This is a genomic window from Sedimentimonas flavescens, from assembly GCF_019264375.1.
In the GTDB taxonomy this organism is placed as follows: domain Bacteria; phylum Pseudomonadota; class Alphaproteobacteria; order Rhodobacterales; family Rhodobacteraceae; genus Rhodobacter; species Rhodobacter flavescens.
In genome coordinates, this window is record NZ_JAHVAI010000001.1 from 256,510 (window position 1) to 278,842 (window position 22,333).

The 22,333-nt window shown below is 64.7% G+C and carries 22 protein-coding genes; 11 read left to right on the plus strand and 11 right to left on the minus strand.

The window, feature by feature from the left end; translation table 11 throughout:
• Window positions 1-121 precede the first annotated feature (121 nt).
• Window positions 122-2,017, plus strand: a complete 1,896-nt coding sequence (locus tag KTQ37_RS01365; RefSeq protein ID WP_218628669.1) for a propionyl-CoA synthetase — start codon at window positions 122-124, stop codon at window positions 2,015-2,017.
• A gap of 49 nt (window positions 2,018-2,066) precedes the next feature.
• On the opposite strand, the gene KTQ37_RS01370 is transcribed toward KTQ37_RS01365, so the two are convergent.
• A complete protein-coding gene (locus KTQ37_RS01370; protein ID WP_218628670.1) occupies window positions 2,067-2,828 on the minus strand; it encodes an NAD kinase in 762 nt (253 codons plus the stop codon).
• 168 nt (window positions 2,829-2,996) lie between these two features.
• On the opposite strand from KTQ37_RS01370, the gene glyA reads away from it, so the two are divergent.
• Complete coding sequence (gene glyA, locus KTQ37_RS01375; RefSeq protein WP_218628671.1) at window positions 2,997-4,289, plus strand: serine hydroxymethyltransferase; 1,293 nt, start codon at window positions 2,997-2,999, stop codon at window positions 4,287-4,289.
• 70 nt (window positions 4,290-4,359) lie between these two features.
• On the plus strand, window positions 4,360-5,205 hold the full coding sequence (locus KTQ37_RS01380; RefSeq protein ID WP_328799679.1) for a DUF817 domain-containing protein: 846 nt from the start codon (window positions 4,360-4,362) through the stop codon (window positions 5,203-5,205).
• A 5-nt stretch (window positions 5,206-5,210) separates the two neighbouring features.
• On the opposite strand, the gene KTQ37_RS01385 is transcribed toward KTQ37_RS01380, so the two are convergent.
• Window positions 5,211-5,576, minus strand: a complete 366-nt coding sequence (locus KTQ37_RS01385; protein WP_218628672.1) for a hypothetical protein — start codon at window positions 5,574-5,576, stop codon at window positions 5,211-5,213.
• Between the two features lie 77 nt (window positions 5,577-5,653).
• Between KTQ37_RS01385 and KTQ37_RS01390 the strand changes: the two genes are divergently transcribed.
• Window positions 5,654-6,421 (plus strand): alpha/beta fold hydrolase, encoded by a 768-nt coding sequence (locus KTQ37_RS01390; RefSeq protein WP_218628673.1) that lies wholly within the window; start codon window positions 5,654-5,656, stop codon window positions 6,419-6,421.
• A 3-nt stretch (window positions 6,422-6,424) separates the two neighbouring features.
• Here the strand turns inward: KTQ37_RS01390 and KTQ37_RS01395 are convergent, their stop codons facing one another.
• From KTQ37_RS01395 to KTQ37_RS01410, 4 genes are all read right to left on the minus strand, one after another.
• A complete protein-coding gene (locus KTQ37_RS01395) occupies window positions 6,425-6,916 on the minus strand; it encodes a cytochrome b (RefSeq protein WP_218628674.1) in 492 nt (163 codons plus the stop codon).
• Window positions 6,917-6,989: 73 nt separating this feature from the next.
• The gene (locus tag KTQ37_RS01400) at window positions 6,990-7,175 is read right to left on the minus strand and encodes a CTP synthetase (RefSeq protein ID WP_218628675.1); all 186 of its coding nucleotides are present in this window, start codon (window positions 7,173-7,175) and stop codon (window positions 6,990-6,992) included.
• A gap of 131 nt (window positions 7,176-7,306) precedes the next feature.
• Window positions 7,307-7,630, minus strand: a complete 324-nt coding sequence (locus tag KTQ37_RS01405; RefSeq protein ID WP_218628676.1) for a hypothetical protein — start codon at window positions 7,628-7,630, stop codon at window positions 7,307-7,309.
• A 58-nt stretch (window positions 7,631-7,688) separates the two neighbouring features.
• A complete protein-coding gene (locus KTQ37_RS01410) occupies window positions 7,689-8,009 on the minus strand; it encodes a hypothetical protein (protein WP_218628677.1) in 321 nt (106 codons plus the stop codon).
• Between the two features lie 347 nt (window positions 8,010-8,356).
• Here KTQ37_RS01410 and KTQ37_RS01415 point away from each other — a divergent pair, with 347 nt between their 5' ends.
• Both KTQ37_RS01415 and KTQ37_RS01420 read left to right on the plus strand, forming a co-directional pair.
• On the plus strand, window positions 8,357-9,451 hold the full coding sequence (locus tag KTQ37_RS01415; protein ID WP_218628678.1) for an efflux RND transporter periplasmic adaptor subunit: 1,095 nt from the start codon (window positions 8,357-8,359) through the stop codon (window positions 9,449-9,451).
• A 10-nt stretch (window positions 9,452-9,461) separates the two neighbouring features.
• Window positions 9,462-12,530: an efflux RND transporter permease subunit gene (locus tag KTQ37_RS01420; RefSeq protein WP_218628679.1), complete on the plus strand. Its 3,069-nt coding sequence runs from the start codon at window positions 9,462-9,464 to the stop codon at window positions 12,528-12,530.
• A 35-nt stretch (window positions 12,531-12,565) separates the two neighbouring features.
• Here KTQ37_RS01420 and KTQ37_RS01425 read toward each other — a convergent pair whose 3' ends face one another.
• Complete coding sequence (locus KTQ37_RS01425) at window positions 12,566-14,161, minus strand: GMC family oxidoreductase (RefSeq protein WP_218628993.1); 1,596 nt, start codon at window positions 14,159-14,161, stop codon at window positions 12,566-12,568.
• Between the two features lie 200 nt (window positions 14,162-14,361).
• On the opposite strand from KTQ37_RS01425, the gene KTQ37_RS01430 reads away from it, so the two are divergent.
• The 5 genes from KTQ37_RS01430 to rocF all read left to right on the plus strand — a co-directional run bounded on the left by KTQ37_RS01430 (window position 14,362) and on the right by rocF (window position 19,615).
• Entirely contained in the window at window positions 14,362-15,594 is a 1,233-nt protein-coding gene (locus KTQ37_RS01430; protein ID WP_218628680.1) for a 3-deoxy-D-manno-octulosonic acid transferase, read from the plus strand.
• A 53-nt stretch (window positions 15,595-15,647) separates the two neighbouring features.
• Window positions 15,648-16,079, plus strand: coding sequence for a DUF1178 family protein (locus KTQ37_RS01435; RefSeq protein ID WP_218628681.1), 432 nt, complete (start codon window positions 15,648-15,650; stop codon window positions 16,077-16,079).
• Between the two features lie 91 nt (window positions 16,080-16,170).
• Window positions 16,171-16,815: an SDR family oxidoreductase gene (locus KTQ37_RS01440; protein WP_218628682.1), complete on the plus strand. Its 645-nt coding sequence runs from the start codon at window positions 16,171-16,173 to the stop codon at window positions 16,813-16,815.
• Between the two features lie 74 nt (window positions 16,816-16,889).
• Window positions 16,890-18,599 carry a methionine--tRNA ligase gene (gene metG, locus KTQ37_RS01445; RefSeq protein ID WP_218628683.1) on the plus strand — a complete coding sequence of 570 codons (1,710 nt, stop codon included), beginning with the start codon at window positions 16,890-16,892 and terminating at the stop codon, window positions 18,597-18,599.
• 95 nt (window positions 18,600-18,694) lie between these two features.
• Entirely contained in the window at window positions 18,695-19,615 is a 921-nt protein-coding gene (gene rocF / locus KTQ37_RS01450) for an arginase (RefSeq protein WP_218628684.1), read from the plus strand.
• Between the two features lie 3 nt (window positions 19,616-19,618).
• Here the strand turns inward: rocF and KTQ37_RS01455 are convergent, their stop codons facing one another.
• From KTQ37_RS01455 to argC, 4 genes are all read right to left on the minus strand, one after another.
• Window positions 19,619-20,095: a holin family protein gene (locus KTQ37_RS01455; RefSeq protein ID WP_218628685.1), complete on the minus strand. Its 477-nt coding sequence runs from the start codon at window positions 20,093-20,095 to the stop codon at window positions 19,619-19,621.
• Complete coding sequence (locus tag KTQ37_RS01460) at window positions 20,086-20,697, minus strand: holin-associated N-acetylmuramidase (protein ID WP_218628686.1); 612 nt, start codon at window positions 20,695-20,697, stop codon at window positions 20,086-20,088. The genes KTQ37_RS01455 and KTQ37_RS01460 overlap by 10 nt, the downstream gene beginning before the upstream one ends.
• A gap of 70 nt (window positions 20,698-20,767) precedes the next feature.
• Window positions 20,768-21,211, minus strand: coding sequence for a cytochrome c maturation protein CcmE (gene ccmE, locus KTQ37_RS01465; protein WP_218628687.1), 444 nt, complete (start codon window positions 21,209-21,211; stop codon window positions 20,768-20,770).
• 67 nt (window positions 21,212-21,278) lie between these two features.
• Entirely contained in the window at window positions 21,279-22,307 is a 1,029-nt protein-coding gene (gene argC / locus KTQ37_RS01470) for an N-acetyl-gamma-glutamyl-phosphate reductase (RefSeq protein ID WP_218628688.1), read from the minus strand.
• Between the last annotated feature and the right edge of the window lie 26 nt (window positions 22,308-22,333).

Here is a 22,333-nt window from a genome sequence, read left to right on the forward strand (position 1 = left end):
GCCACCTGAATCGGCACGATTCTGCAAATTTTTTTCACCTTCACATTATGACGGGCGGTAACATTCTTGCTCGAATCTTTCAGGCTGCCTAACAAGCTCTCAAGCTTGGAGGAGGCATACTATGGGATACAAAGAGATCTACTCTGCCTGGAAGGCCGACCCGAACGGGTTCTGGATGCAGGCAGCCGAGGGCATCGACTGGGTCGAGCAACCCTCGAAGGCACTGTTCGCCGAGAACGCTCCGCTCTACGAGTGGTTCTCAGACGGCATGGTCAACACCTGCTGGAACGCGGTTGACCGCCATGTGCTGGCGGGTCGCGGCGATCAGATCGCCATCCAGCACGAAAGCCCGATCACCCATTCGACCAAGGGCATCACCTACAAGGAACTGCAAACCCGCGTGGCCTCGCTGGCAGGCGCGCTGCGGATGCGCGGCGTCGAGAAGGGTGACCGCGTCATCATCTACATGCCGATGATCCCCGAAGCGCTGGAAGCGATGCTGGCCTGTGCCCGCCTTGGCGCGATCCACTCGGTCGTGTTTGGCGGCTTTGCCGCGAACGAACTTGCGGTGCGTATCGACGACTGCGAACCCAAGGCAATCATCGCAGCTTCCTGCGGGCTCGAGCCGAACCGCGTGGTGCACTACAAGCCGCTGCTCGACTCGGCGATCGAACAGGCCCAGCACAAGCCCGAGTTCTGCGTCATCTTCCAGCGCGAGCAGGAAGTGGCCAAGCTGATCGAGGGCCGCGACTTCAACTGGCACGGCTTCCAGTATGGCGTGAAGCCCGCCGACTGCGTTCCGGTCGAGGGCAACCACCCCGCCTATATCCTCTACACCTCGGGCACCACGGGCCAGCCCAAGGGCGTCGTGCGCCACACCGGCGGGCACCTTGTCGCGCTGAACTGGACGATGAAGGCGATCTACAACATCGAGGCGGGCGACCGCTTCTGGGCGGCCTCGGACGTGGGTTGGGTCGTGGGTCACTCCTACATCTGCTACGGCCCGCTGATCGCCGGTGCGACCACCGTCGTCTTCGAAGGCAAACCGGTCGGCACGCCGCACCCGGGCGTCTTCTGGCGCATCATCCAGAACCACCGCATCAAGTCGTTCTTCACCGCCCCCACCGCGCTGCGCGCGATCAAGCGCGAAGACCCGACCGGCGAGTGGATCAAGCGCTACAAGCTGCATGACCTTCAGGCCCTGTTCCTGGCCGGCGAGCGCGCCGACCCCGACACCGTGAAATGGGCGCAGCAGCACCTCGGCGTGCCGGTGGTCGACCACTGGTGGCAGACCGAAACCGGCTGGGCTATCGCTGCGAACCCGATCGGACTTGAAGTGCTGCCGACCAAGGTGGGTTCGCCCTCGGTGCCGATGCCGGGCTATGACGTGCAGGTCCTCGACGAGGGCGGCCATCCGCTCAAGGCGGGCGAGCTGGGCGCCATCGCGATCAAGCTGCCGCTGCCTCCGGGCACGCTGCCCACGCTGTGGAACGCCGAGCCGCGCTTCAAGAAGAGCTACCTCGAGCATTTCCCCGGTTACTACGAGACGGGCGACGCGGGCTACATGGACGAGGACGGCTACCTCTACATCATGGCGCGCACCGATGACGTCATCAACGTCGCGGGCCACCGCCTCTCGACCGGCGCGATGGAAGAGGTTCTGGCCTCGCACCCCGATGTCGCCGAATGCGCGGTGATCGGTATTGCCGACGACCTCAAGGGACAGCAGCCGCTTGGCTTCCTGTGCCTCAACAAGGGCTGCGATCGCGACCACAAGACCATCGTCAAGGAATGCGTGGGCCTCGTGCGTGACCAGATCGGCCCGGTTGCGGCCTTCAAGCTGGCCAGCGTTGTGGATCGCCTGCCCAAGACCCGCTCGGGCAAGATCCTGCGCGCGACCATGGTCAAGATCGCCGATGGCGAAGACTACAAGATGCCCGCGACGATCGACGATCCGGCGATCCTCGACGAGATCACCGAGGCGCTGAAAGCCCTCGGCTTCCCGGCAGCGAAGTAAGACGACAAAGGGGGCCGATCATCGGCCCCCTTTGCATTTGCCTGGACTGTCAGGCGAATTGTTCGCGCATCAGGCGCTCTTCCAGCCCATGCCCCGGATCGAACAGGATGCGGTGGGCGACCTTGGGTTCGGAACGGATCTCGACCGATTTCACCGGCTTGACCGAACGCGAATCCGCATCCGCCATCACCGGGCGCTTGTCGGGCTCAAGCACATCGAACCGCACCACCGCCGAGGCGGGCAGGATCGCGCCGCGCCAGCGCCGTGGCCGGAACGAGGCGATGCCGGTCAGTGCAAGCACTTCGGAGCCGATGGGCAGGATCGGACCATAGGCCGAGTAGTTGTAAGCCGTGGACCCGGCGGGGGTCGATAGGATCGCACCATCGCAAACCAGTTCGTCCATCCGCACCTTGCCGTTGATCGAGATCTTCAGCTTGGCCGCCTGCGGGCCCGCACGCAGCAGCGCAACCTCATTGATCGCCAGTTCCTCATGCACGACGCCGTCAACCGTGACCGCGCGCATGGCGAGCGGATGGATCACCGCCTCTTCGGCGGCGGCCAGCCGGTCAGGCAGCTCATCAGGGGCGTAATCGTTCATCAGAAAGCCCACGGTGCCACGGTTCATCCCGTAAACCGGCAGCCCCGTGCCCGCATGCAGGGTCTGGAGCATGAACCCGTCGCCGCCCAAAGCCACGATCACATCGGCCGCGTAGCGCGGCACCTGCCCGTAGCGCCCAGTCAGTTCGACCAGCGCCTCTTGCGCAATCTCGCTGTTCGATGCGGCGAAATGGATGTGGTTGGGCCTGTTCACGCGCGTTTTCCCTGTTTCTGGAAAAGGTGTGACAAGCGACGATCGGAAACACAAGCACCAATGCCGCCCCAAATTGCCGCGCCAAAATGGCTTTTGGTCGCTTTGGACGCTTCCGAAGCCTTTCTTTCTGCGATAAACGACCGGCAAACTTCCCCATAGGAGACGTCCATGACCGATCAACGCGATGCCGGCTTCTTCACCGAAAGCCTCGCCACCCGTGACCCGGAGCTGTTCAACTCGATCACCGACGAGCTTGGCCGCCAGCGCGACGAGATCGAGCTGATCGCTTCCGAAAACATCGTCTCGAAGGCGGTGATGGAGGCCCAGGGCTCGGTGATGACCAACAAATACGCCGAGGGCTATCCGGGCAAGCGTTACTATGGCGGCTGCCAGTTCGTGGACGTGGCGGAAAACCTGGCTATCGACCGCGCGAAGGCGCTGTTCGGCTGTGAATTCGCCAACGTGCAGCCGAACTCGGGCTCGCAGGCGAACCAGGGCGTGTTCAACGCGCTTCTGAAGCCCGGCGACACCATTCTGGGCATGAACCTCGCCTCGGGCGGTCACCTGACCCACGGCGCGGCCCCGAACCAGTCGGGCAAGTGGTTCAACGCGGTGCAATACGGCGTGCGCCAGCAAGACAACCGCATCGACTACGACGAGGTCGCTGCCCTCGCCAAGGAACACCAGCCCAAGCTGATCATCGCTGGCGGCTCGGCCATTCCGCGCCAGATCGACTTCGCCAAGTTCCGTGAAATCGCGGATTCGGTCGGCGCCTTCCTGATGGTGGACATGGCGCACTTTGCGGGCCTCGTGGCTGGCGGCGCGCATCCCTCGCCCTTCCCCTATGCGGATGTGGCCACCACCACCACCCACAAGACCCTGCGCGGCCCGCGCGGCGGCATGATCCTGACCAACAGCGAAGAGATCGCGAAGAAGGTCAACTCGGCCATTTTCCCGGGCATCCAGGGCGGTCCGCTGATGCATGTCATCGCCGCCAAGGCGGTTGCCTTCGGCGAGGCCCTGCGCCCCGAGTTCAAGGTCTACGCCAAGCAGGTCATCGCCAACGCTCAGGCGCTGGCGGATGAGCTGATGAAGGGTGGCCTCGACATCGTCACCGGCGGCACCGACACCCATGTGATGCTGGTGGACCTGCGCCCGAAAGGCGTGAAGGGCAACGCGACCGACAAGGCGCTTGGCCGCGCGCATATCACCTGCAACAAGAACGGCATCCCGTTCGACCCGGAAAAGCCGACCGTGACCTCGGGCATCCGTCTGGGCACCCCGGCGGGCACCACCCGCGGCTTCGGCGAGGCCGAGTTCCGCCAGATCGGCCGCATGATCATCAAGGTCGTGGATGGTCTCGCCGCCAATGGCGAAGAGAACAACGACGCGGTCGAGGCCGAGGTCCGCAAGGAAGTGGCCGAACTCTGCGCCAAGTTCCCGCTCTATCCGGGCATGTGATCCGATCGGATCCTTTCGGGGCCGGCTCGTCCGGCCCCTTTTCTTTTCGGCATTTTCACGAGTTTTTCTCTTGTCCCTGCACGCCCCCGCCAGCACCCGCCTTGAGCGCAGGCTCGGCGATTGGGCACGTGCGCGGCTTCCCTTCGCCCTGGCCGAGTTCGTCATGTTCGTGCTCAAGCAAGGTTGGGCAAGCCTGTTCGGCGGCCTGCTTCTGGGCGCGATCCTGCTGACCCGCGCGATCTGGTCGCCGGACTGGCCGATTGCGCGCTATGACGCGCTCTTTCTCTTCGCGCTTCTGGTTCAGGCGGTGTTCCTGTGGAAGGGGCTGGAAACCTGGGAAGAGGCGCGGGTCATCGTGCTCTTCCATCTCACCGGCACCGCGATGGAGTGGTTCAAGGTCCATGCCGGATCGTGGGACTACCCCGAGCCAGGGCTGTTCAAGATACTGTCCGTGCCGCTGTTTTCCGGCTTCATGTATGCCTCGGTCGGCAGCTATATCGCCCGGGTGATCCGCATCTTCGACATGCGCTTTGCGCCCTACCCGCCGCTCTGGCTCACCTTTGCCTTCGCGACCGCGATCTATGTGAACTTCTTCTCGCATCACTTCCTGCCCGATATCCGCATCGCGCTTTTCGCACTGTCGGTGCTGATCTTCGGGCGCACCCGTGTCAGTTTCTGCATCTCGGAGCGGCGCTGGTGGATGCCGATGCCGCTTTCCGCGCTACTGGCCAGCTTCGCGCTCTCGGTTGCCGAGAATGTCGGCACGCTGAGCGGAACCTGGCTCTACGCCGGGAACACCGGGCGCCATGTGGTGAACTGGGGCAAGCTTGGTTCGTGGTATCTGCTGCTCTACGTCGCCTTCGTCACGGTGACAGTGGTCAGCCGCTCGGCGCTCGAACGCCGACCGCGGCGCTGAGGCGCTCAGTTCAGCCACAGCGCCAGCGCACCAAGCGCCGCCGCCATCAGCGCAACCCCAAAAACTGTCGAGGTGATCGCATCGCGCGCCCGCCCCCAGAAACGCCGCCCGGCGTTCAGATGCTCCAGATAATGCGCGCTGGTGTCATAGGCGGCCTGAAGCGCATCGAGGTCGAGATGGCGCACCATCTTGGGCGAGGCCGCCACCCCCTCGGCCGTCGCCAGAACACGCACCGCCTGCCGGATACGGCGCGGCAGCGCCCGTGCACGGCTGTCGAGCCGCTGCGACAGGCTATGCCCCGTCGCCCCCAGCCGGTCGGCCAGAAGCTCGGAGATATGCGCGATCATGGTCTGGACCTGTGCTGGCGTCATCTGATCCCCTTCCCGCTCAGGCTAACCGCGCGACAAGACCTCTGGAAGAGGCCACGCGTTCGGGTTAGCAAAGACACATGTTGAACCTGCAGATTCATGGCTCGCCGACCGAGCACCCGCCGCTTCTGATCGTGCATGGGCTTTACGGCTCGGCGCGCAACTGGGGCGTGATCGCCAAGCATCTCTCGGCGGACCGCGAAGTTATCGCCGTGGATCAACGTAACCATGGCGACAGCTACTGGACGGAAAGCCATACCTACGAGGACATGGCCGCCGACCTCGCGCATGTGATCGACGAGCACGGCGGGCGCGCCGATGTGCTTGGGCATTCGATGGGCGGCAAGGCCGCGATGCAACTGGCGCTGACCCGGCCCGAGATGGTGCGCAAACTGGTCGTTGCCGATATGGCGCCGGTCAACTACAGCCACGGCCCCGCGCATCTGGCGCTGCAACAGGCGATGAAGGTTCTGCATGTCGAGGATCTTACGCTACGCTCCGAGGCCGACAAGCGGCTGGCCCAGGCGATCCCCGATCCCGCGACCCGTGCCTTCCTGCTGCAATCGCTCGACCTAAAGGCGACGCCGCCACGCTGGAAGCTGAACCTCGATATTCTGGGCGCCGAGATGGACACGATCCTCGGCTGGCCGGGCACCTCGGGTATCTTCGAAGGCCCGGCACTGTTCGTGTCTGGGGCCTTGTCGAATTACGTCAAGCCCGAGTATCAACCCGCCATTCTGGCGCAATTCCCGCAGGCCGAGTTCGCGCAGGTCGAAAACGCGGGGCATTGGCTGCACGCCGAACAACCCCGCGCCTTTGAAGCCGTCGTGGCCGCCTTCCTCGGTTGAGGATCAGACCTCCGGACGCTTCATCCGCTCCATCAGGTTCGTCTTGAGGACGAACTGATGATAAAGCGCGCCGACCACATGCAGGCCGATCAGCACGAACAGAACGCCGGTCAGCGCCTCATGCACTTCGGCCGCGCCGCGGCTGCCAAGAAACCAGGCCGCGCCGCCTGCGGGCACAAGAACGATCATCAGCAGATAAAGCCCGCCATGCGTCAGCTTCGCCAGCAGTTGAAGCGGCGGCGCCTCTTCGGCGGGCGGCAGTGGTGCGCCACGGGTCTTGCGCAGCCCAAGCCGCCACAGAACCAGAACAAAGATCGCGATGCCGCCAAAGACATGCGCCGCGACAAGCGGATTGAAGCCCACTTCCTCGCCGCGTGTGGCCGCGCGGAATGCGTCGCCAATCGCGTCATTCAGCAGGAACTGCGCCGCGATCAGCAGCGCTACGATCCAATGCAACGCGATCTGCGTCGCGGAATAGCCTTTTACCTCAGCCATTTGAGTCGCCTCCATTCACGGGCATAATGCCGGTCGATCATTGAACGGAGCAGGCCGGGAGTTCCGGCGCTGGTCAAGCGTTCTCGTTGATCTGCTTCGCGATGATCCATGCGATGGGAACGGCAACGACAAAGCCGATCGCGGCCGAATAGATCATCGTCATCGTGTCGAACTTGTTCATCGTCAGCGCGGCGGTGATGATGATGCCGGCAAGCGTGGGTCCGGCGAGAGCATAGATAATGCCGAAAAGACGGAACATAAGAGCCTCCATTAGCGCGCGTTTCATATATTGATGAATCACGTTTCATGCATGCGAACTTTGATCTGAGTCAGTTGCACTGACTGGTCGTCCGCGGCAGTCGGTCGCAGGCGCACCGCGATATCAAGTGCTTAACAATCCATCAGGTAGCGCGCCTCGCCGCTGTCCCCGGGCAGAGAGGGCGAACGCGCATATCCGCCAAGCGGCCCCGCGACCCGGCAGCCGGTGACCGATTCCGCTGCTTCGATCAGCCCTGCCCGTGCCCGGTCGTGATGCTGCCGTTTGATGGTATCCAGGCGGATCACCTCGACCGCGTCACCCTTGACGAAGACCGCGTAGCGTAGCCCCTGCGCCATCACGTCGTGGCGCGCGGCGCCAAAGAACCGCGGCGCGGGCGAGGCTCCGCAGCCCCCCACAAGCACCATGGCCAGGATCCAGATAGACACGCGCCGCATAAGCCCTCCGTTTGGGGTATGCTGCCGGATCGAGGTTAATGAAGCCTTAACCGGAATGCTAATCGCGGTCAGGCGCGAAAGCCGGACCCATCTCGCTCAACCGGGCGAGGTTGCTAGAGGTGTAACGGCCGATTTCGCGCATTCCGGCCTGCATCGCCTTGCCCGCCCCTTCGCCGCGCAGCACCGCGCAGGTTGCCGCCTCGACGGCCTCGACGGTGGCTTGCGGCTTTTCGGCGATCATCCGCAGCACTTCGGAATTGGGCGTTCCCCAGAGCCCTGCCATCCCCGCCAGTCGCAGCGCGATGATGGTCTGCGCCTCCACTCCGATGCGGGCGGCCTGAAGGGTCAGCGAGAACGGGGAGAGTGGGTCAAAGAACATCCGAAGCTTTCTGTTGTACCGGTGCGAACCGGCCATTTCGCGCCCCGAAACAAGATCAGATCGCATTCCCAAGCGTTTATGGGTGCATTCCGGCGCCGCAGGAAGGGCGAAAAACGCATGGCTCCCTTGCTTCGACCGCTCGATGGTGTTGCAAAAACCTCAGTCGCCAATCCCCTTTGTGCGCTCAGGCACAGACCGTGCTGGCTATCGTGCTTGATTTCCGATCTCTCTCCACCAAATCTTGACCTAATGGTAATTGACTTTTAAGCCCCATTCTGAACTCACTCGTTCAGAAATTTTCCTGCCCTTACGGCAAGCCAATAGACACTGCGCGTTCCGGAGTTCTCATGATCAAGCGCCTTATCATCGCCATTTTGCTGCTTGGTCTCGTCGGTGGCGGGATCGTCGGTTTCAACCTTTTCCGCTCGAAAATGATCGCGCAGTTCTTTGCCACCATGGCGCCGGCGCCGCTGCCGGTGACCGTGACCGAGGTTGTGCCGATAAACTGGATGCCTGGGATCGCAGCCATCGGCACCGCCAATGCCGCGCAGGGCACCGATCTGGCCGTGGAAGCCGCGGGCGTGGTGCGTGAGGTTCGGTTTGCCGCCAACGATCGGGTCGAGAAGGGGCAGGTTCTGGTTCAGATCGATGACCGAGAGGAGCGCGCAGATCTGGACGCCGCCAAGGCCGCGCTGAATCTGGCCGAGATCACGCTCAAGCGCGCGCAGGAACTGCTAGAGCGCGGCGTTTCGGCCACGACGACGCTCGACACTGCCGAGGCCGAGGCAATCGCGGCCCGCTCCAACGTCGCCAAGCTGGCGGCCGCACTTGAGACCAAGCAGCTGACCGCCCCGTTCGGCGGCACCATCGGCATCCCGCAGATCGAGATCGGCCAGTTCGTCACCGCCGGAACCACCTATGCGACCTTGCAGGATCGTAGCCATATGCGTGTCGATTTCTCGCTGTCTGAGCAGCAGGCCGGGATGGTCAAGGCCGGGCTTCCGGTCACCGTAACCTCGGAAGTCGGCGATCTGACCCTGACCGGCTCTGTCGTCGGAATCGAGCCCAAGATCGACCCGAACTCGCGCCTCGTGACGATCCGCGCGGACGTGCCCAACGCAGCCGATCAGCTGACGCCGGGCCAGTTCCTTCAGGTGCTTGTCGATCTTCCGGCCGAGGATGGCGTGATCGCCCTGCCGCAGACGGTGGTTTCCTCGACCCTCTACGGCGATTCCGTCTTCGTCGTGCGCGAGGAGCAGACCGAGGGTGCCGAGCCGTCGCTGGTCGTGCGTCAGGTCTTCGTAAAACTGGGTCGGCGCAGTGCCGATCTGGTCGAGATCTCGGAGGGGCTTGCCGTCGGCGACAAGGTCGTCAACGCCGGGCAGAACCGCCTCAGCTCGGGCGCGCCGGTCACGCTGGCCGACGCCCCGGCCGGCAACTGAGAGGCGCACGATGCATTTCACCGAGATCTTCATTCGCCGGCCCGTGCTTTCGACCGTGGTCGGCGCCTTCATGCTGCTGTTGGGCATTCAGGCGTTCTTCACCCTGCCCGTGCGTCAATACCCCGAGGTGGACGAAACCGTGGTGACGATCACCACCGTCTACCCCGGCGCCGCGCCCGAGCTTATCCAGGGCTTCATCACCGCACCCATCGCGGCTGCGGTCGCGACGACCGAAAATATCGACTATGTGACCTCGTCTTCGCGCCCTTCAGCATCGGTCGTGTCGGTGAACATGAAGCTGGGCGCCAATCCTGACGTGGCCTTGACCGAGGTTCTGGCCAAGGTGCAGCAGGTGCGCAGCGTGCTGCCCTCGGATGCCGAGGATCCGGTCATCGTCAAGGGCACGGGCCAGGCCTTCGCGCTGATGTATCTTGCGGCGATCAACCCGAACATGACCGCCGAGCAGTTGACCGAGTACCTCGAACGCGTCATCCGGCCGCAGATGTCCACCATCCCCGGCGTGGCCGAAATCGAGGTGATCGGCGCCTCGAACTACGCCATGCGGGTCTGGATCGACCCCAACAAGCTGGCCGCGCGCGGCGTGACCGCCGCCGAGGTTCTGGGCGCGATCCAGGCGTCGAACTTCCTTTCGGCACCGGGCAAGACCGAGAATGAATACTTCACGCAGTCGATCACGCTGAAATCGACCCTGCAAACCCCCGAGGCCTTCGGCGCCCTGCCGATCCGCGCCGATGGCGATGCGGTCGTGCGACTGCGCGATGTGGCGCAGGTCGAACTGGCCTCGGATGGCGAGGGCGAAATCGTGACCTTCGACGGTCAGGGCGGCACCTTCATCGGCATCTACCCGACGCCCTCGGCCAACCCGCTCGATACGGCCGCCGCCGTCGTGGCCGAACTGCCCGCGATCAACGACACCCTGCCCGAGGGGATGGAGATCGAGCTGGTCTACGACTCGACCGAGACCATCTCGGCCTCGATCGAGGAAGTGTTCAAGACCATCGGCGAGGCCGTCGTGATCGTGGTCATCGTGATCTTGCTGTTCCTCGGCTCGGTGCGCTCGGTGCTGATGCCGCTGGTCACCATTCCGCTGTCGCTGATCGGTGTGATGGCCGTGCTGCTGGCGCTTGGCTATTCAATCAACCTGCTGACGCTGCTGGCCATGGTGCTGGCCATCGGGCTTGTGGTCGACGACGCCATCGTCGTGGTCGAGAACATCCACCGCCACATCGAGGACGGCATGAAGCCGATCCCCGCCGCCGTGCAGGGGATGAAGGAAATCACCGGCCCCGTGATCGCCATGACCATCACGCTGGCCGCCGTGCTTTCTCCGTTAGCCTTTACCGGCGGGCTGACCGGGGCGCTGTTCAAGGAATTCGCCTTCACCCTCGCCGGATCGGTGATCCTGTCGGGTGTGATCGCGCTGACCATCACGCCGATGATGTCGGGCCGCATCCTGACCTCGGGGCACGCCAAGGGCTTTCAAGCCTGGGTGGATCGCACTTTCGAGCGCATCGCCGGCTGGTACGAGCGCCGCGTGGACGGCTCGCTCAGCTATCGCTCGATCACCGTGCTGGTGGTCAGCGTTCTTGTCGGCGTGATGGGTTTCATGTTCATCAACACCTCGACCGAGCTTGCCCCGGACGAGGATCAGGGCGCGCTTTTCGCGATCCTGAACGGGCCGCGCTACGCGACCTCGGATTACACCTCGAAATATATCGAGGAGGTTGGCGCGCTGACCGACAATATCCCCGAGGTGCGCACAAAATTCTCGGTCGCCGGCTTCGGCGGGGACGATGCGCAGGGGATCTATATCTGGGCGCTCAAGGACTGGTCCGAGCGTGACCGCTCGCAGGCCGAGATTCAGGCGGAGATTCAGGCAGCGCTGGATCAATCGACCGGGTTGCAGGGCTTTGCCTTCGCCCCGCCCACCCTGCCCGGCTCGGGCGGCGGGTTGCCGATTTCGGTCGTGCTTCAATCGATCCATCCGGCGGACCGCGTGGCCGAGGTGGCCGAGGAAATCCGCCTCAAGGCGCAAGCCAGCGGAAAGTTCATCGTCGTGCAAAACTCGCTCAGCTTCGACGCCCCCGAGGTGCGCGTGACGATCGACCGCGACCGCGCGGCCTCGCTCAACGTTTCGGTCTCGGATATCGGCACCACGCTCGGGCTGCTTGTCGGTGGCGGCTCGGTCGCGCAGTTCGACCGCGATTCGAACAGCTATGACATCATCACCCAGGTCCCGCAGGAGTTCCGCTCCAACCCCGAACAGCTTGGCAGCTACTTCGTGCGCGCCTCAACGGGCGACATGGTGCCGCTATCCTCGGTGGTCACGATTGAGACCGGCGTGCGTGCCGCGGCGATCGAGCAGTTCAACCAGCTCAACTCTGCCACGCTTTCGGCACTGCCGCTGCCCGGTGTCTCAACCGGCGACGGTCTGGCCGAGATCGTCGGCATCGCCAACGAGGCCATGCCCGAGGGCTTCTTCCTCGACTATTCGGGCCAGTCACGGCTTGAGGTCACGCAGGGCAACACGATCTTGCTGGCCTTCGGCGCGGCGGTGCTGGTGATCTACCTAGTGCTGGCGGCCCAGTTCGAGAGCCTGCGCGACCCGTTCATCATCATGATGTCGGTGCCGCTGACCATTTTCGGAGCGGTTCTGCCGCTCAACCTCGGGCTTGGCACGCTGAACATCTACAGCCAAGTGGGTCTGATCACGCTGGTCGGGCTGATCACCAAGCACGGCATCCTGATGGTCGAATTCGCCAACCAGCAGCGCGAGGAGCACGGCGCCACCCGCCGCGCGGCGATCGTTGCCGCCGCGCGCACCCGACTGCGCCCGATCCTGATGACCACCGCCGCGATGGCGCTTGCGGTGATCCCGCTGGTGATCGCCGAGGGGGCAGGCGCCGCGGCGCGTCAGGCGATGGGGATCGTTATGTTCTCCGGGCTGATCATCGGCACGATGTTCACGCTGTTCGTGGTGCCGATGTTTTACAGCTTCATCGCGCCCTCCGACAAAGCCATGCGCACGGCGCGCGAAAAGCGCATCGCGGCCGGATAAGGACGAAGGGCGGGGAACTCCCCGCCCTTTTCCTTTCAGCCTTTCGCGTCCTCAAGCATCATCTGCGCGGCCTTCTCGGCGATCATCATCACGGGCGCATTGGTGTTGCCCGAGGTGATCGTGGGCATCACCGAGGCATCGGCGATGCGCAGCCCCCGCAGTGCCTTCAGCCGCAGGCGCGGATCGACCACCGCACCCGTGTCCGAGCCCATGCGACAGGTGCCGACCGGGTGGAAGATGGTCGTGCCGATCTCTCCCGCCGCGCGCACAAGGTCTTCCTCGGTGCGGTAGTCGGGACCGGGCTTGTATTCCTCGGGCGAGAACCGGGCAAATGCGGGCTGCATTGCAATCTCGCGCGTCAGGCTGATTGCGCGGGCAGCGACGCGGCGGTCGCCCTCGGTGCTCAGGTAGTTCGGCGCAATCACAGGCGCCGTGCGGAAATCCGGGCCGCGCAGATGGACATGGCCACGGCTTTCGGGGCGCAGGTTGCACACGCTGGCGGTCATCGCCGGGAAGGGGTGCACCGCATCGCCAAACTTATCCAGACTGACCGGCTGGAGGTGGTATTCCAGATCCGCCGTCTCCTTCTCAGGGAAGGAGCGGGTAAAGATCCCCGCCTGGCTCGGCGACATCGACATCGGGCCCGAGCGAAAGAGCGCATATTCCGCCCCGATCATCGCCTTGCCGAACAGCGAATTCGCCATGGTATTGAGCGTCTTGACCCCGTTCACCTTGAAGATCAGGCGCAGTTGCAGATGGTCTTGCAGGTTCTCGCCCACACCCTCGACCTCGGCCACTGGCGCGATACCGTTCGCTGCCAGCACATCGCCGCGCCCGATACCGGACAGCTCAAGGATCTGCGGCGAGCCGATGGCGCCTGCCGCCAGCACAACCTCGCCTGCCTCAACCTCATAAGGCGCGTTGTCACGCTGGTAGCGCACGCCCGTCACGCGTCCCTCGCTGATCAGCAGGCGTTCGACCTGCGCCTCGGTGATGACGCGCAGGTTCGGGCGGCCAAGCGCGGGCTTGAGAAACGCGCTTGAGGCCGACCAGCGCCAGCCGCGCCGCTGCGTGACATGGAAATACCCGCCGCCCTCATTATCACCCCGGTTGAAATCGTCGGTGCGCGGAATGCCGGCCTGCTCGGCCGCCGCAAGAAAGGCGTCGAGCACATCCCACCGCACGCGCGCCTCCTCAACCCGGATCGCGCCGCCCGCGCCATGCAGATCCGACGCGCCGCGGTAGAAATCCTCCTGTGCGCGAAACAGCGGCAGGATGTCGTCCCAGCCCCAGCCGCTGCATCCAAGCTGCGCCCAATGATCATAGTCGCGGGCCTGCCCGCGCATGTAGATCATGCCATTGATCGACGAGCACCCGCCCAAGATCCGCCCGCGCGGATAGATCAGCGAACGGCCGTTCAGGCCCGGGTCTGCCTCGGTCTTGAAACCCCAGTCGGTGCGCGGATTGCCGATGCAGTAAAGATAGCCCACCGGGATGTGCACCCAATGGTAATTGTCCTTGCCGCCAGCCTCGAGCAGCAGGACGCGGTTGCGCGGATCCTCGGACAGGCGATTTGCCAGCACGCAACCCGCGCTGCCGGCCCCTACGACGATGTAATCGTAACGCTCCATCGCTTCCCCCGCTCGCATCTGTTAAACGACGACGCTTTGACTTTTACAATGGATAACGCGTTGGCAACCGCACCCCATACACACAATAATGCAAAACACCCATTGCAGAACCGGGCGAATGCAGGCGCAGCATGGGCCGCGCCCCCTTGCATCCCCCCCGCCCCCTCGCATTATGGCGCGACCCAAAGGCCCCGGACCCGATGTTTCTGTATCGCTTGCTTCTTGCCCTTGCCCTGCCGCTGCTGCTGACGCGGCTGGCGTGGCGCGTGCTGCGCGGTCAGGAAAGCCTGTCGGACCTAAACGAGCGTCTGGGGGGCGGGCCGGATGGCCCCGCGCGGGCGATCTGGCTGCACGCCGCCTCGAACGGAGAGCTAGCCTCGGCCAAGCCGCTGATCGAGGCAATGCTGGCGCAGTCGCACAGCGCGATCCTGATCACCACGAACACCGTCACCGCGCGGGCGCTGGCACAGGGCTGGGGGTTGCCGCGCGTCTCGGCACGGCTTGCACCGCTGGATGCGCGCTGGATGTTGCGGCGGTTTCTCGGTCGCTTCCAGCCCGAGGCGCTGATCATCGTCGAGAATGAACTGTGGCCGAACCGCCTGACCCTAACGGCTGAGCGCGGCGTGCCGATCATTGCCGTGGGCGCGCGCATCTCGGCCCGCTCGGCACGGCGTTGGCGCAAGATCGGGCTCGGGCCGCGCCTGATGAAGTCGCTGACCGCGCTTTCAGCGCAGGACGCCGCGAGCGAGGCCGAGTTCCGCGCGCTTGGTCTTGCGGCCCGCAACACGCTGGCGCGGCTGAATCTGAAAACCGCCGTGGCGGCCCCTCCCCCGCGCGAGCGCCTCGATTGGCCGCGTGCAGCGACCGTGCTGGCGGCCTCAACCCACGAGGAAGAGGAAGAGATCGCCCTGGCCGCCTTCGCCAAGGCGCGCGCGCTGAACCCTGTGCTGCGCCTGATCATCGCGCCGCGCCATCCCCGCCGCGCCCCCGAGGTAGCCCGCGCGATCGAGGCCGCCGGGCAGCCCTACGCGCAACGCTCGAAAGGCGAGGCGCCACTGCAGCCGGTCTATTTGGCCGATACCATGGGCGAGATGGCCAATTGGTATGCCAGCGCGGGCATCTGCCTGATCGGCGGCACGCTGGCCCCCAAGGGCGGCCATACCCCGTTCGAGCCCGCGGCCTATGGCTGCGCCTTGCTGCACGGCCCCGATATCGCGAACCATGCGGAGGCCTTCGCGGCGCTCGATACCGCAGGCGCTGCCATCCTGATCACGCCCGACACCCTTGCCGATACGCTGGTCAGCCTGGATGCCGCACGACAAGCCCAGATGGCGCAGGCCGCCACCCTTGCGCTTGGCGCGCTAAGCACGACCGACGGCGCCACGCGGCTGGCGCAAAGCGTGCTCGGGCGGATCGGCTCGGCGCAGGGCTAGCTTGCATTCGTGCCCCCATCCCTTATGTGGTAGCCTATAGCGATAGGTGCCCAATGATCCGCTACACGCTGAAATGCGAGTCCGATCACAGCTTTGACAGCTGGTTCCAGTCGGCCGAGGCTTTCGACAAGCTTCTGGCCGCGGGCATGGTTGCGTGCTCGGTCTGCGGATCTTCCAAGGTCTCCAAGGCGCTGATGGCCCCCTCGGTTCAGCCGGCCCGCAAAGCCGGCGAAAAGCCCGAGGCGCCACTATCCGCGCCGCAGGGCGAGGTCGAGCAGGCACTGGCCGCCATGCGCCGCCATGTCGAGGAAAACTCGGACTATGTCGGGATGAACTTCGCCGCCGAGGCGCGCGCGATGCATGACGGCGACGCGCCCGAGCGCGCCATCCATGGCGAGGCAAAGCTGGAAGAGGCCAAGGCCCTGCTGGAGGACGGCATCCCCGTTGCGCCCCTGCCCTTCCTGCCACGCCGCAAGACGAACTGACCTGCAACCCTATGATTTGACTTGAACCTCCGAGCGATTGCGTCATCTTCGGAGGAAATCACCATGCGGCCGGCACAGGGGAGCAACTGTAATGAGCGTTCTGATCACCGGAGCAAGCCGCGGCATCGGCGCCGCGCTGCTGGAGCATTACCGCGATATCGGAAAGGCTGCCTTCGGCACCGCGCGCAATCCCTCGGGCGATTTGTTGCCGCTGGATGTCACGCTTCCCCAAAGCCATCAGGCGCTTGCGCTGCGGCTGAACGGGCTGCCGATCGATCTGCTCGTGTGCAACGCCGGGATCTACTCCGACAAGGGCCAGACGCTGGACACGGGCTATCGCACCGCGCTCTGGTCGCAGTCCTTCGCGACCAATGTCACCGGCGTCTTCCTGACGATCCAGAGCCTGCTGCCCAATCTGCGCGCCGCCAAGGGCAAGATCGCGATCATCTCCTCGGCGATGGGTTCGGATGAGCGTGCGCCGGGCGGCAGCTATATCTACCGCGCCTCGAAGGCCGCCGCGCTCAACCTCGGGCGCAACCTGGCCACCGATCTGCGCGCCGAGGGCATCGCGGTCGGCATCTATCACCCTGGCTGGGTCAAGACCGACATGGGCGGCCCCGGCGCCGAGATCAGCCTGGCACAATCCGTGAGCGGCCTTGCGGCGCGCCTCGCCGCCCTCGACATTTCCACGACGGGATGCTTCGAGAGCTACGACGGAACCCAGATTCCGTTCTGAGCGGGCCGTGAAGCCTCTGGCCTTGGCCGCCCAAGCGCGCTAAACCCCCGCAAAACCGGTAAAAGGACGGGAAAATGGCGCGCCATCTGATCACCTCGGCAATTCCCTATATCAACGGCATCAAACACCTGGGCAACCTTGTGGGCTCGCAGCTGCCGGCCGACCTGTTCGCGCGCTATCTGCGCGGGCGTGGGCATGAGGTGATGTACATCTGCGCCACCGACGAGCACGGCACCCCGGCCGAGCTGGCCGCAGCAAAAGCGGGCAAGGATGTCGCCGACTATTGCGCCGAGATGCATGACGTTCAGGCCGAGATCGCGCGCGGCTTCCGCCTGTCCTTCGATCACTTCGGGCGCTCGTCCAGCGCGCAGAACCGCGCGCTGACCCAGCATTTCGCCCGCGTCCTGGCCGAGAACGGGCTGATCCGCGAAGTCACCGAAAAGCAGATGTATTCGGTGGCCGATGGCCGCTTCCTGCCCGACCGCTATATCGAGGGCACCTGCCCGAACTGCGGCTATGAAAGCGCGCGCGGCGATCAGTGCGACAACTGCACCAAGCAGCTTGACCCGGTTGATCTGATCAACCCGCATTCGGTGATCTCGGGCTCGACCGAGCTTGAAATGCGCGAGACGAAGCACCTGTTCCTGCGCCAGTCGGCGATGAAGGACAAGCTTTCCGAATGGATCGACAGCAAGGCCGACTGGCCGGTGCTAACGACCTCGATCGCCAAGAAATGGCTCAATGACGGTGACGGGCTGCAAGACCGCGGCATCACCCGCGACCTCAGCTGGGGCGTGCCCGCGCAATTCGACGGCGCACCGTGGCAAGGCATGGAGGGCAAGGTCTTCTACGTCTGGTTTGACGCCCCCATCGAATATATCGCGGCAACGCAGGAATGGGCTGACAAGACCGGCGGTGACTGGGCGCGCTGGTGGCGCACCGACAAGGGCGCCGAGGACGTCACCTACACCCAGTTCATGGGCAAGGATAACGTGCCCTTCCACACGCTCTCGTTCCCGGCGACGATCCTTGGCTCAGACGAGCCCTGGAAGCTGGTCGATTACATCAAGTCGTTCAACTACCTGAACTATGACGGCGGCCAGTTCTCGACCTCGCGCGGGCGCGGCGTGTTCATGGATCAGGCGCTCGAGATCCTGCCCTCGGACTACTGGCGCTGGTGGCTGCTGAGCCACGCCCCCGAAAGCGCCGACAGCGAATTCACCTGGGAGAACTTCCAGACCTCGGTGAACAAGGATCTGGCGGACGTTCTGGGCAACTTCGTCAGCCGCATCACCAAGTTCACCCGCTCGAAATTCGGCGAGGCCCTGCCCGAGGGCGGCACCTGGGGCGAACGCGAAGAGGCGCTGATCGCGGAACTCACCACCCGCGTGCGTGAGTATGAGCGCCACATGGACGACAAGGAGGTCCGCAAGGCCGCGACCGAATTGCGCGCGATCTGGGTGGCCGGCAACGAATACCTGCAATCGGCCGCGCCCTGGACCGTCTTCAAGACCGAGCCCGAGCAGGCCGCAGCGCAGGCGCGCCTCGCGCTGAACCTGATCCGGCTTTACGCGGTGCTTTCCGCGCCCTTCATCCCGGACGCGACCGACACGATGCTTGCTGCCATGCAGACCGAGGATCGCTGCTGGCCCACCGATGTGCGCGCCGCGCTTGAGGCCCTGCCCGCAGGCCATGCCTTCACCACGCCCGAGGTTCTCTTCCGCAAGATCACGGATGAGGAACGCGAGGACTGGCAGGTCCGTTTCGCCGGCAAGCGCGAGTGATCAAAAGGGGGCCACGCGGCCCCCTTGCTTTTCGCCGCTACCCCCTTTTGCATCGCCGGTCCCTTTGCCCCATCATCGGGAAAACGGAGGCGTAGATGACGCATTGCATCCTGATCGGGGCCCCGGTGGACAGCGGCCAGAAACGCGCAGGCTGCCTGATGGGCCCGGCGGCCTATCGCGTTGCCGGGCTGGCGCAGACGTTGGTGGCGCTAGGCCACGGGGTCGAGGACCGGGGCGATGTGAGCCCCGCTCCGCGTGATCCGGTGCCCCATGCCAACCCGGCGGTGCATCATCTGGCCGAGACCATCGGCTGGACCGAGGCGCTGAGCGAGGCTGGCTCGGACGCCATGGCCAACGGGTTTCCGATCTTCATGGGGGGCGATCATTCGCTCTCGCTCGGCTCGGTTGCCGGGGTAGCGCGTCACGCAGTGCGCGTGGGGCGGCCGCTGTTCGTTCTGTGGCTCGATGCCCATACCGATTTCCACACGCCTGAAACGACGCAAAGCGGCAATCTGCACGGCACGCCCGTCGCCTATATCGCCGGGCGCCTGGGGTTTGACGATTTCCCACCCTTCCCCGCCCCGGTGCCGCCCGCCAATATCTGCATGTTCGGCATTCGCTCGGTCGATGAGGCGGAGCAATCGGCACTGATGCCCGAAGAGGTCGAGATCAACGACATGCGCGTGCTGGACGAACGCGGCATCGGCGCGCCGCTGCGCGAGTTCCTGGCCCGCGTTGAGGCCGCGAACGGGTTGCTGCATGTCTCGCTCGACGTCGATTTCCTCGACCCGACCATCGCGCCCGCCGTGGGCACCACCGTCCCCGGCGGCACGACCTTCCGCGAGGCGCATCTGGTGATGGAACTGCTGCATGAATCGGGGCTGGTGACCTCGCTCGACCTGGTCGAGCTGAACCCCTTCCTCGACGATCGTGGGCGCACCGCGCGGCTGATGGTCGATCTGGTCGGCTCGCTGATGGGCCGGAAGGTCTTCGACCGGCCCACCCGCAGTTTCTAAGGCTCAGGCGCCCGCGCGGCGGGCCTCGATCTCGCTCAGCGCCGGGTTGTCATCCATGGGCGCCGGGGCAGCCGCCACAACGGGTTTGGTGCGAAAGTAGTAAGCCTCGCGCGCACCGAAATAGAAGCTGACGATGGCGCCCAACAGCCACCAGAGCGGCTCGGGCACGTGGTTGAGGCCCATCATCCGGCGCGAGAACCCCTCGGGGTCGATCATCGCATAGACGAAAAGCCCAAGCGTGCCGAGCGCGAGCATCGGCCGGGGCATCCGGTTTAACCCATTGACGAAACGATCAAACAGGCCCGGGCGGACGTATTGGAACTCGGCCCCGTGCTCATCCAGCGCGGCGCGGTAGGCATCATGCGCCGCTTCCATCTTCTTGGTGGCATTGGGCACGAAGACCTCGGCCACGGTCGCGGCGGCATTGCCAAGCGCGGTGGTGGTGGCCGAGCCACCTACGACTTTCTCGATCAGGCCCATTTCGCCACCCGTGCCTTGTGATCCGCGTCGCTCAGGTGAAAGCGCGGCGAGATGAACTCTTCCACGCGCAGGATCCAGCCGCCCTTGGCGCCTTTGCGAGTGGTAGCGTATTTGCGCGACGCCGGACGGCGGTCAGCCAGTTGGTAGTAGTAATTGCGCCGCGCGATGCCGTAGGCATCCGCGATCAGGCCGGGCGCACTGTCGGCCGCCGCCTGCGCCGCGGCCAGCGTCTGCGGCCCCAGCACCCCATCTACTGCCACGGCATGGCCCATGCGGGTCAGCAGGCCTTGCAGCACGCGGATCGCATTGGCCCCGGCGTTGACATACATGTCGAAGACGCTGGCGCGCAGCACCTCGGGCAGGCGCGCAAGGCCCGGCCCCTCGTAGTAATGCTGCACAAAGATCTCGACCGCCTTCTCGCGGCTCAGCGCACGAACATCGGCTCCGGTCACCCGGCCATCTCCGGTCAGGTCGATCCCGAGGCGCTGCATCGTGCCGATTGTCACGCCGTATTTCGTGGCCCCGCCGGGGTCGTCGGGGTCATTCACATAGCCGCCCTCGCGGGCGACGATCTCGGTAGCGATTTCGGTGACTGATTTCATGGACATCCCCCAGACTTGGCCGGGGGATGGTCACGCGATCAGGTTAACGCCGCGCCGAGGCAGCGCGCGCTCAGGAACTGGGTTCCTGATAGACGCCCTGTTCTTTCAGCGCGTCCACGACTTCCTTGGGCATGTAGGTTTCGTCGTGCTTGGCAAGGATCTCGCTGGCGACGAAGACATCGCCCTCCATCGTGCCGGTGCCGATCATGCCCTGGTTCTCACCGAACAGATCCGGCAGAACGCCGGTGAACCGCACCGGAACGCTCGCACCGCCATCGGTGACGCTGAAGGTGACGGTCTCGCCCTCGCCGCGTCTGATGGTGCCCGCCTCGACCAGACCGCCCAGACGGAACACCTCGCCCGGTTCGGGCGGGTTCTCGGCCAGCTGCGCCGGGGCGCGGAAGAAGTTGATCCCGTCGCGCATCGCATAGCCGATCATCGCGGTCGAAACCGCCAGCGCCACAGCGGCCACCAGCAGCACCTGGATGCGGCGCTTTTTCTTGAGGCTCTTCATTCGCGTTTCCTCCTCAATCTGCTGGCGGCCTTATCGGCCGCCCGCCGTTCCTGTTCCCTGACTTAAATCAAGGGAAGACCGGCGCAAGCATCAGGCCCGCCGTCTCCTCAAGACCCAGCATCAGGTTGGCGTTCTGGATCGCCTGTCCCGACGAACCCTTGGTCAGGTTGTCCAGCGCCACCATCACCACAGCCCGGCCCGGGATACGGTCACCGATCACGCCGACATGGACGAAATTGGAGCCTGCGATCGACCGCGTCGAGGGGAGTGCGCCGAAAGGTAGCACCTCGAGGAAGGTCTCATCGGCGTAACGTGCGGCCAATGCTGCATGAATCGCCTCCGGCTCGCCGCGGACATAGGCGTCCACAAGGATACCGCGGTTGAACGGCATCAGGTGCGGCGTGAACTGGATACGCACGGGGCGGCCCGCCAAGAGGCTGAACTCCTGATCGAATTCGCCCAGGTGACGGTGCTTGCCGCCCGCCGAATAGGGCATGGTGCCGCCCGCCAGTTCGGCATGCAGCAGGTTCTCCTTAAGCGACCGACCCGCCCCCGAGACGCCCGCCTTGAGGTCGATCACAATCTCGTCAAGGTCGATCACACCCGCCTCGATCAGCGGCCGGATGGCGTATTGGCCCGCGGCGGCGTTGCAGCCCGTGCCCGCGCACAGCCGCGCTCCGCGAATCTCGTCGCGGTAAAACTCGGTCAGGCCATAGACGGCCTCTTTCTGCAAATCGACCGCCGAATGCGCCTTGCCATACCACTTTTCATACTCGGCCGGGTCGCGCAGACGGAAGTCGGCGGACAGATCGACGACCTTCAGATCGCGCGGCAACTCGGCGATCACCGCCTGCGAGGTCGCGTGCGGCAAAGCGCAAAAGGCCAGATCGACCTGAGAAAAGTCGATCTCCTCGATCTTTTGCAGATCCGGTAAGCCAAGATGGCGCAGGTGCGGGAAGACCTCCCCCATGCTCATGCCGGCCTTGCGGTCGCCCGACAGCGCGGTGATCTTCATCGAGGGGTGAGTGGCGATGATCCGGGCCAGTTCGGCGCCGGTATATCCCGAGGCGCCAAGGATCGCGATGTTCTGCGTCATGGGAATCTCCCTGCAAATCGAATGAG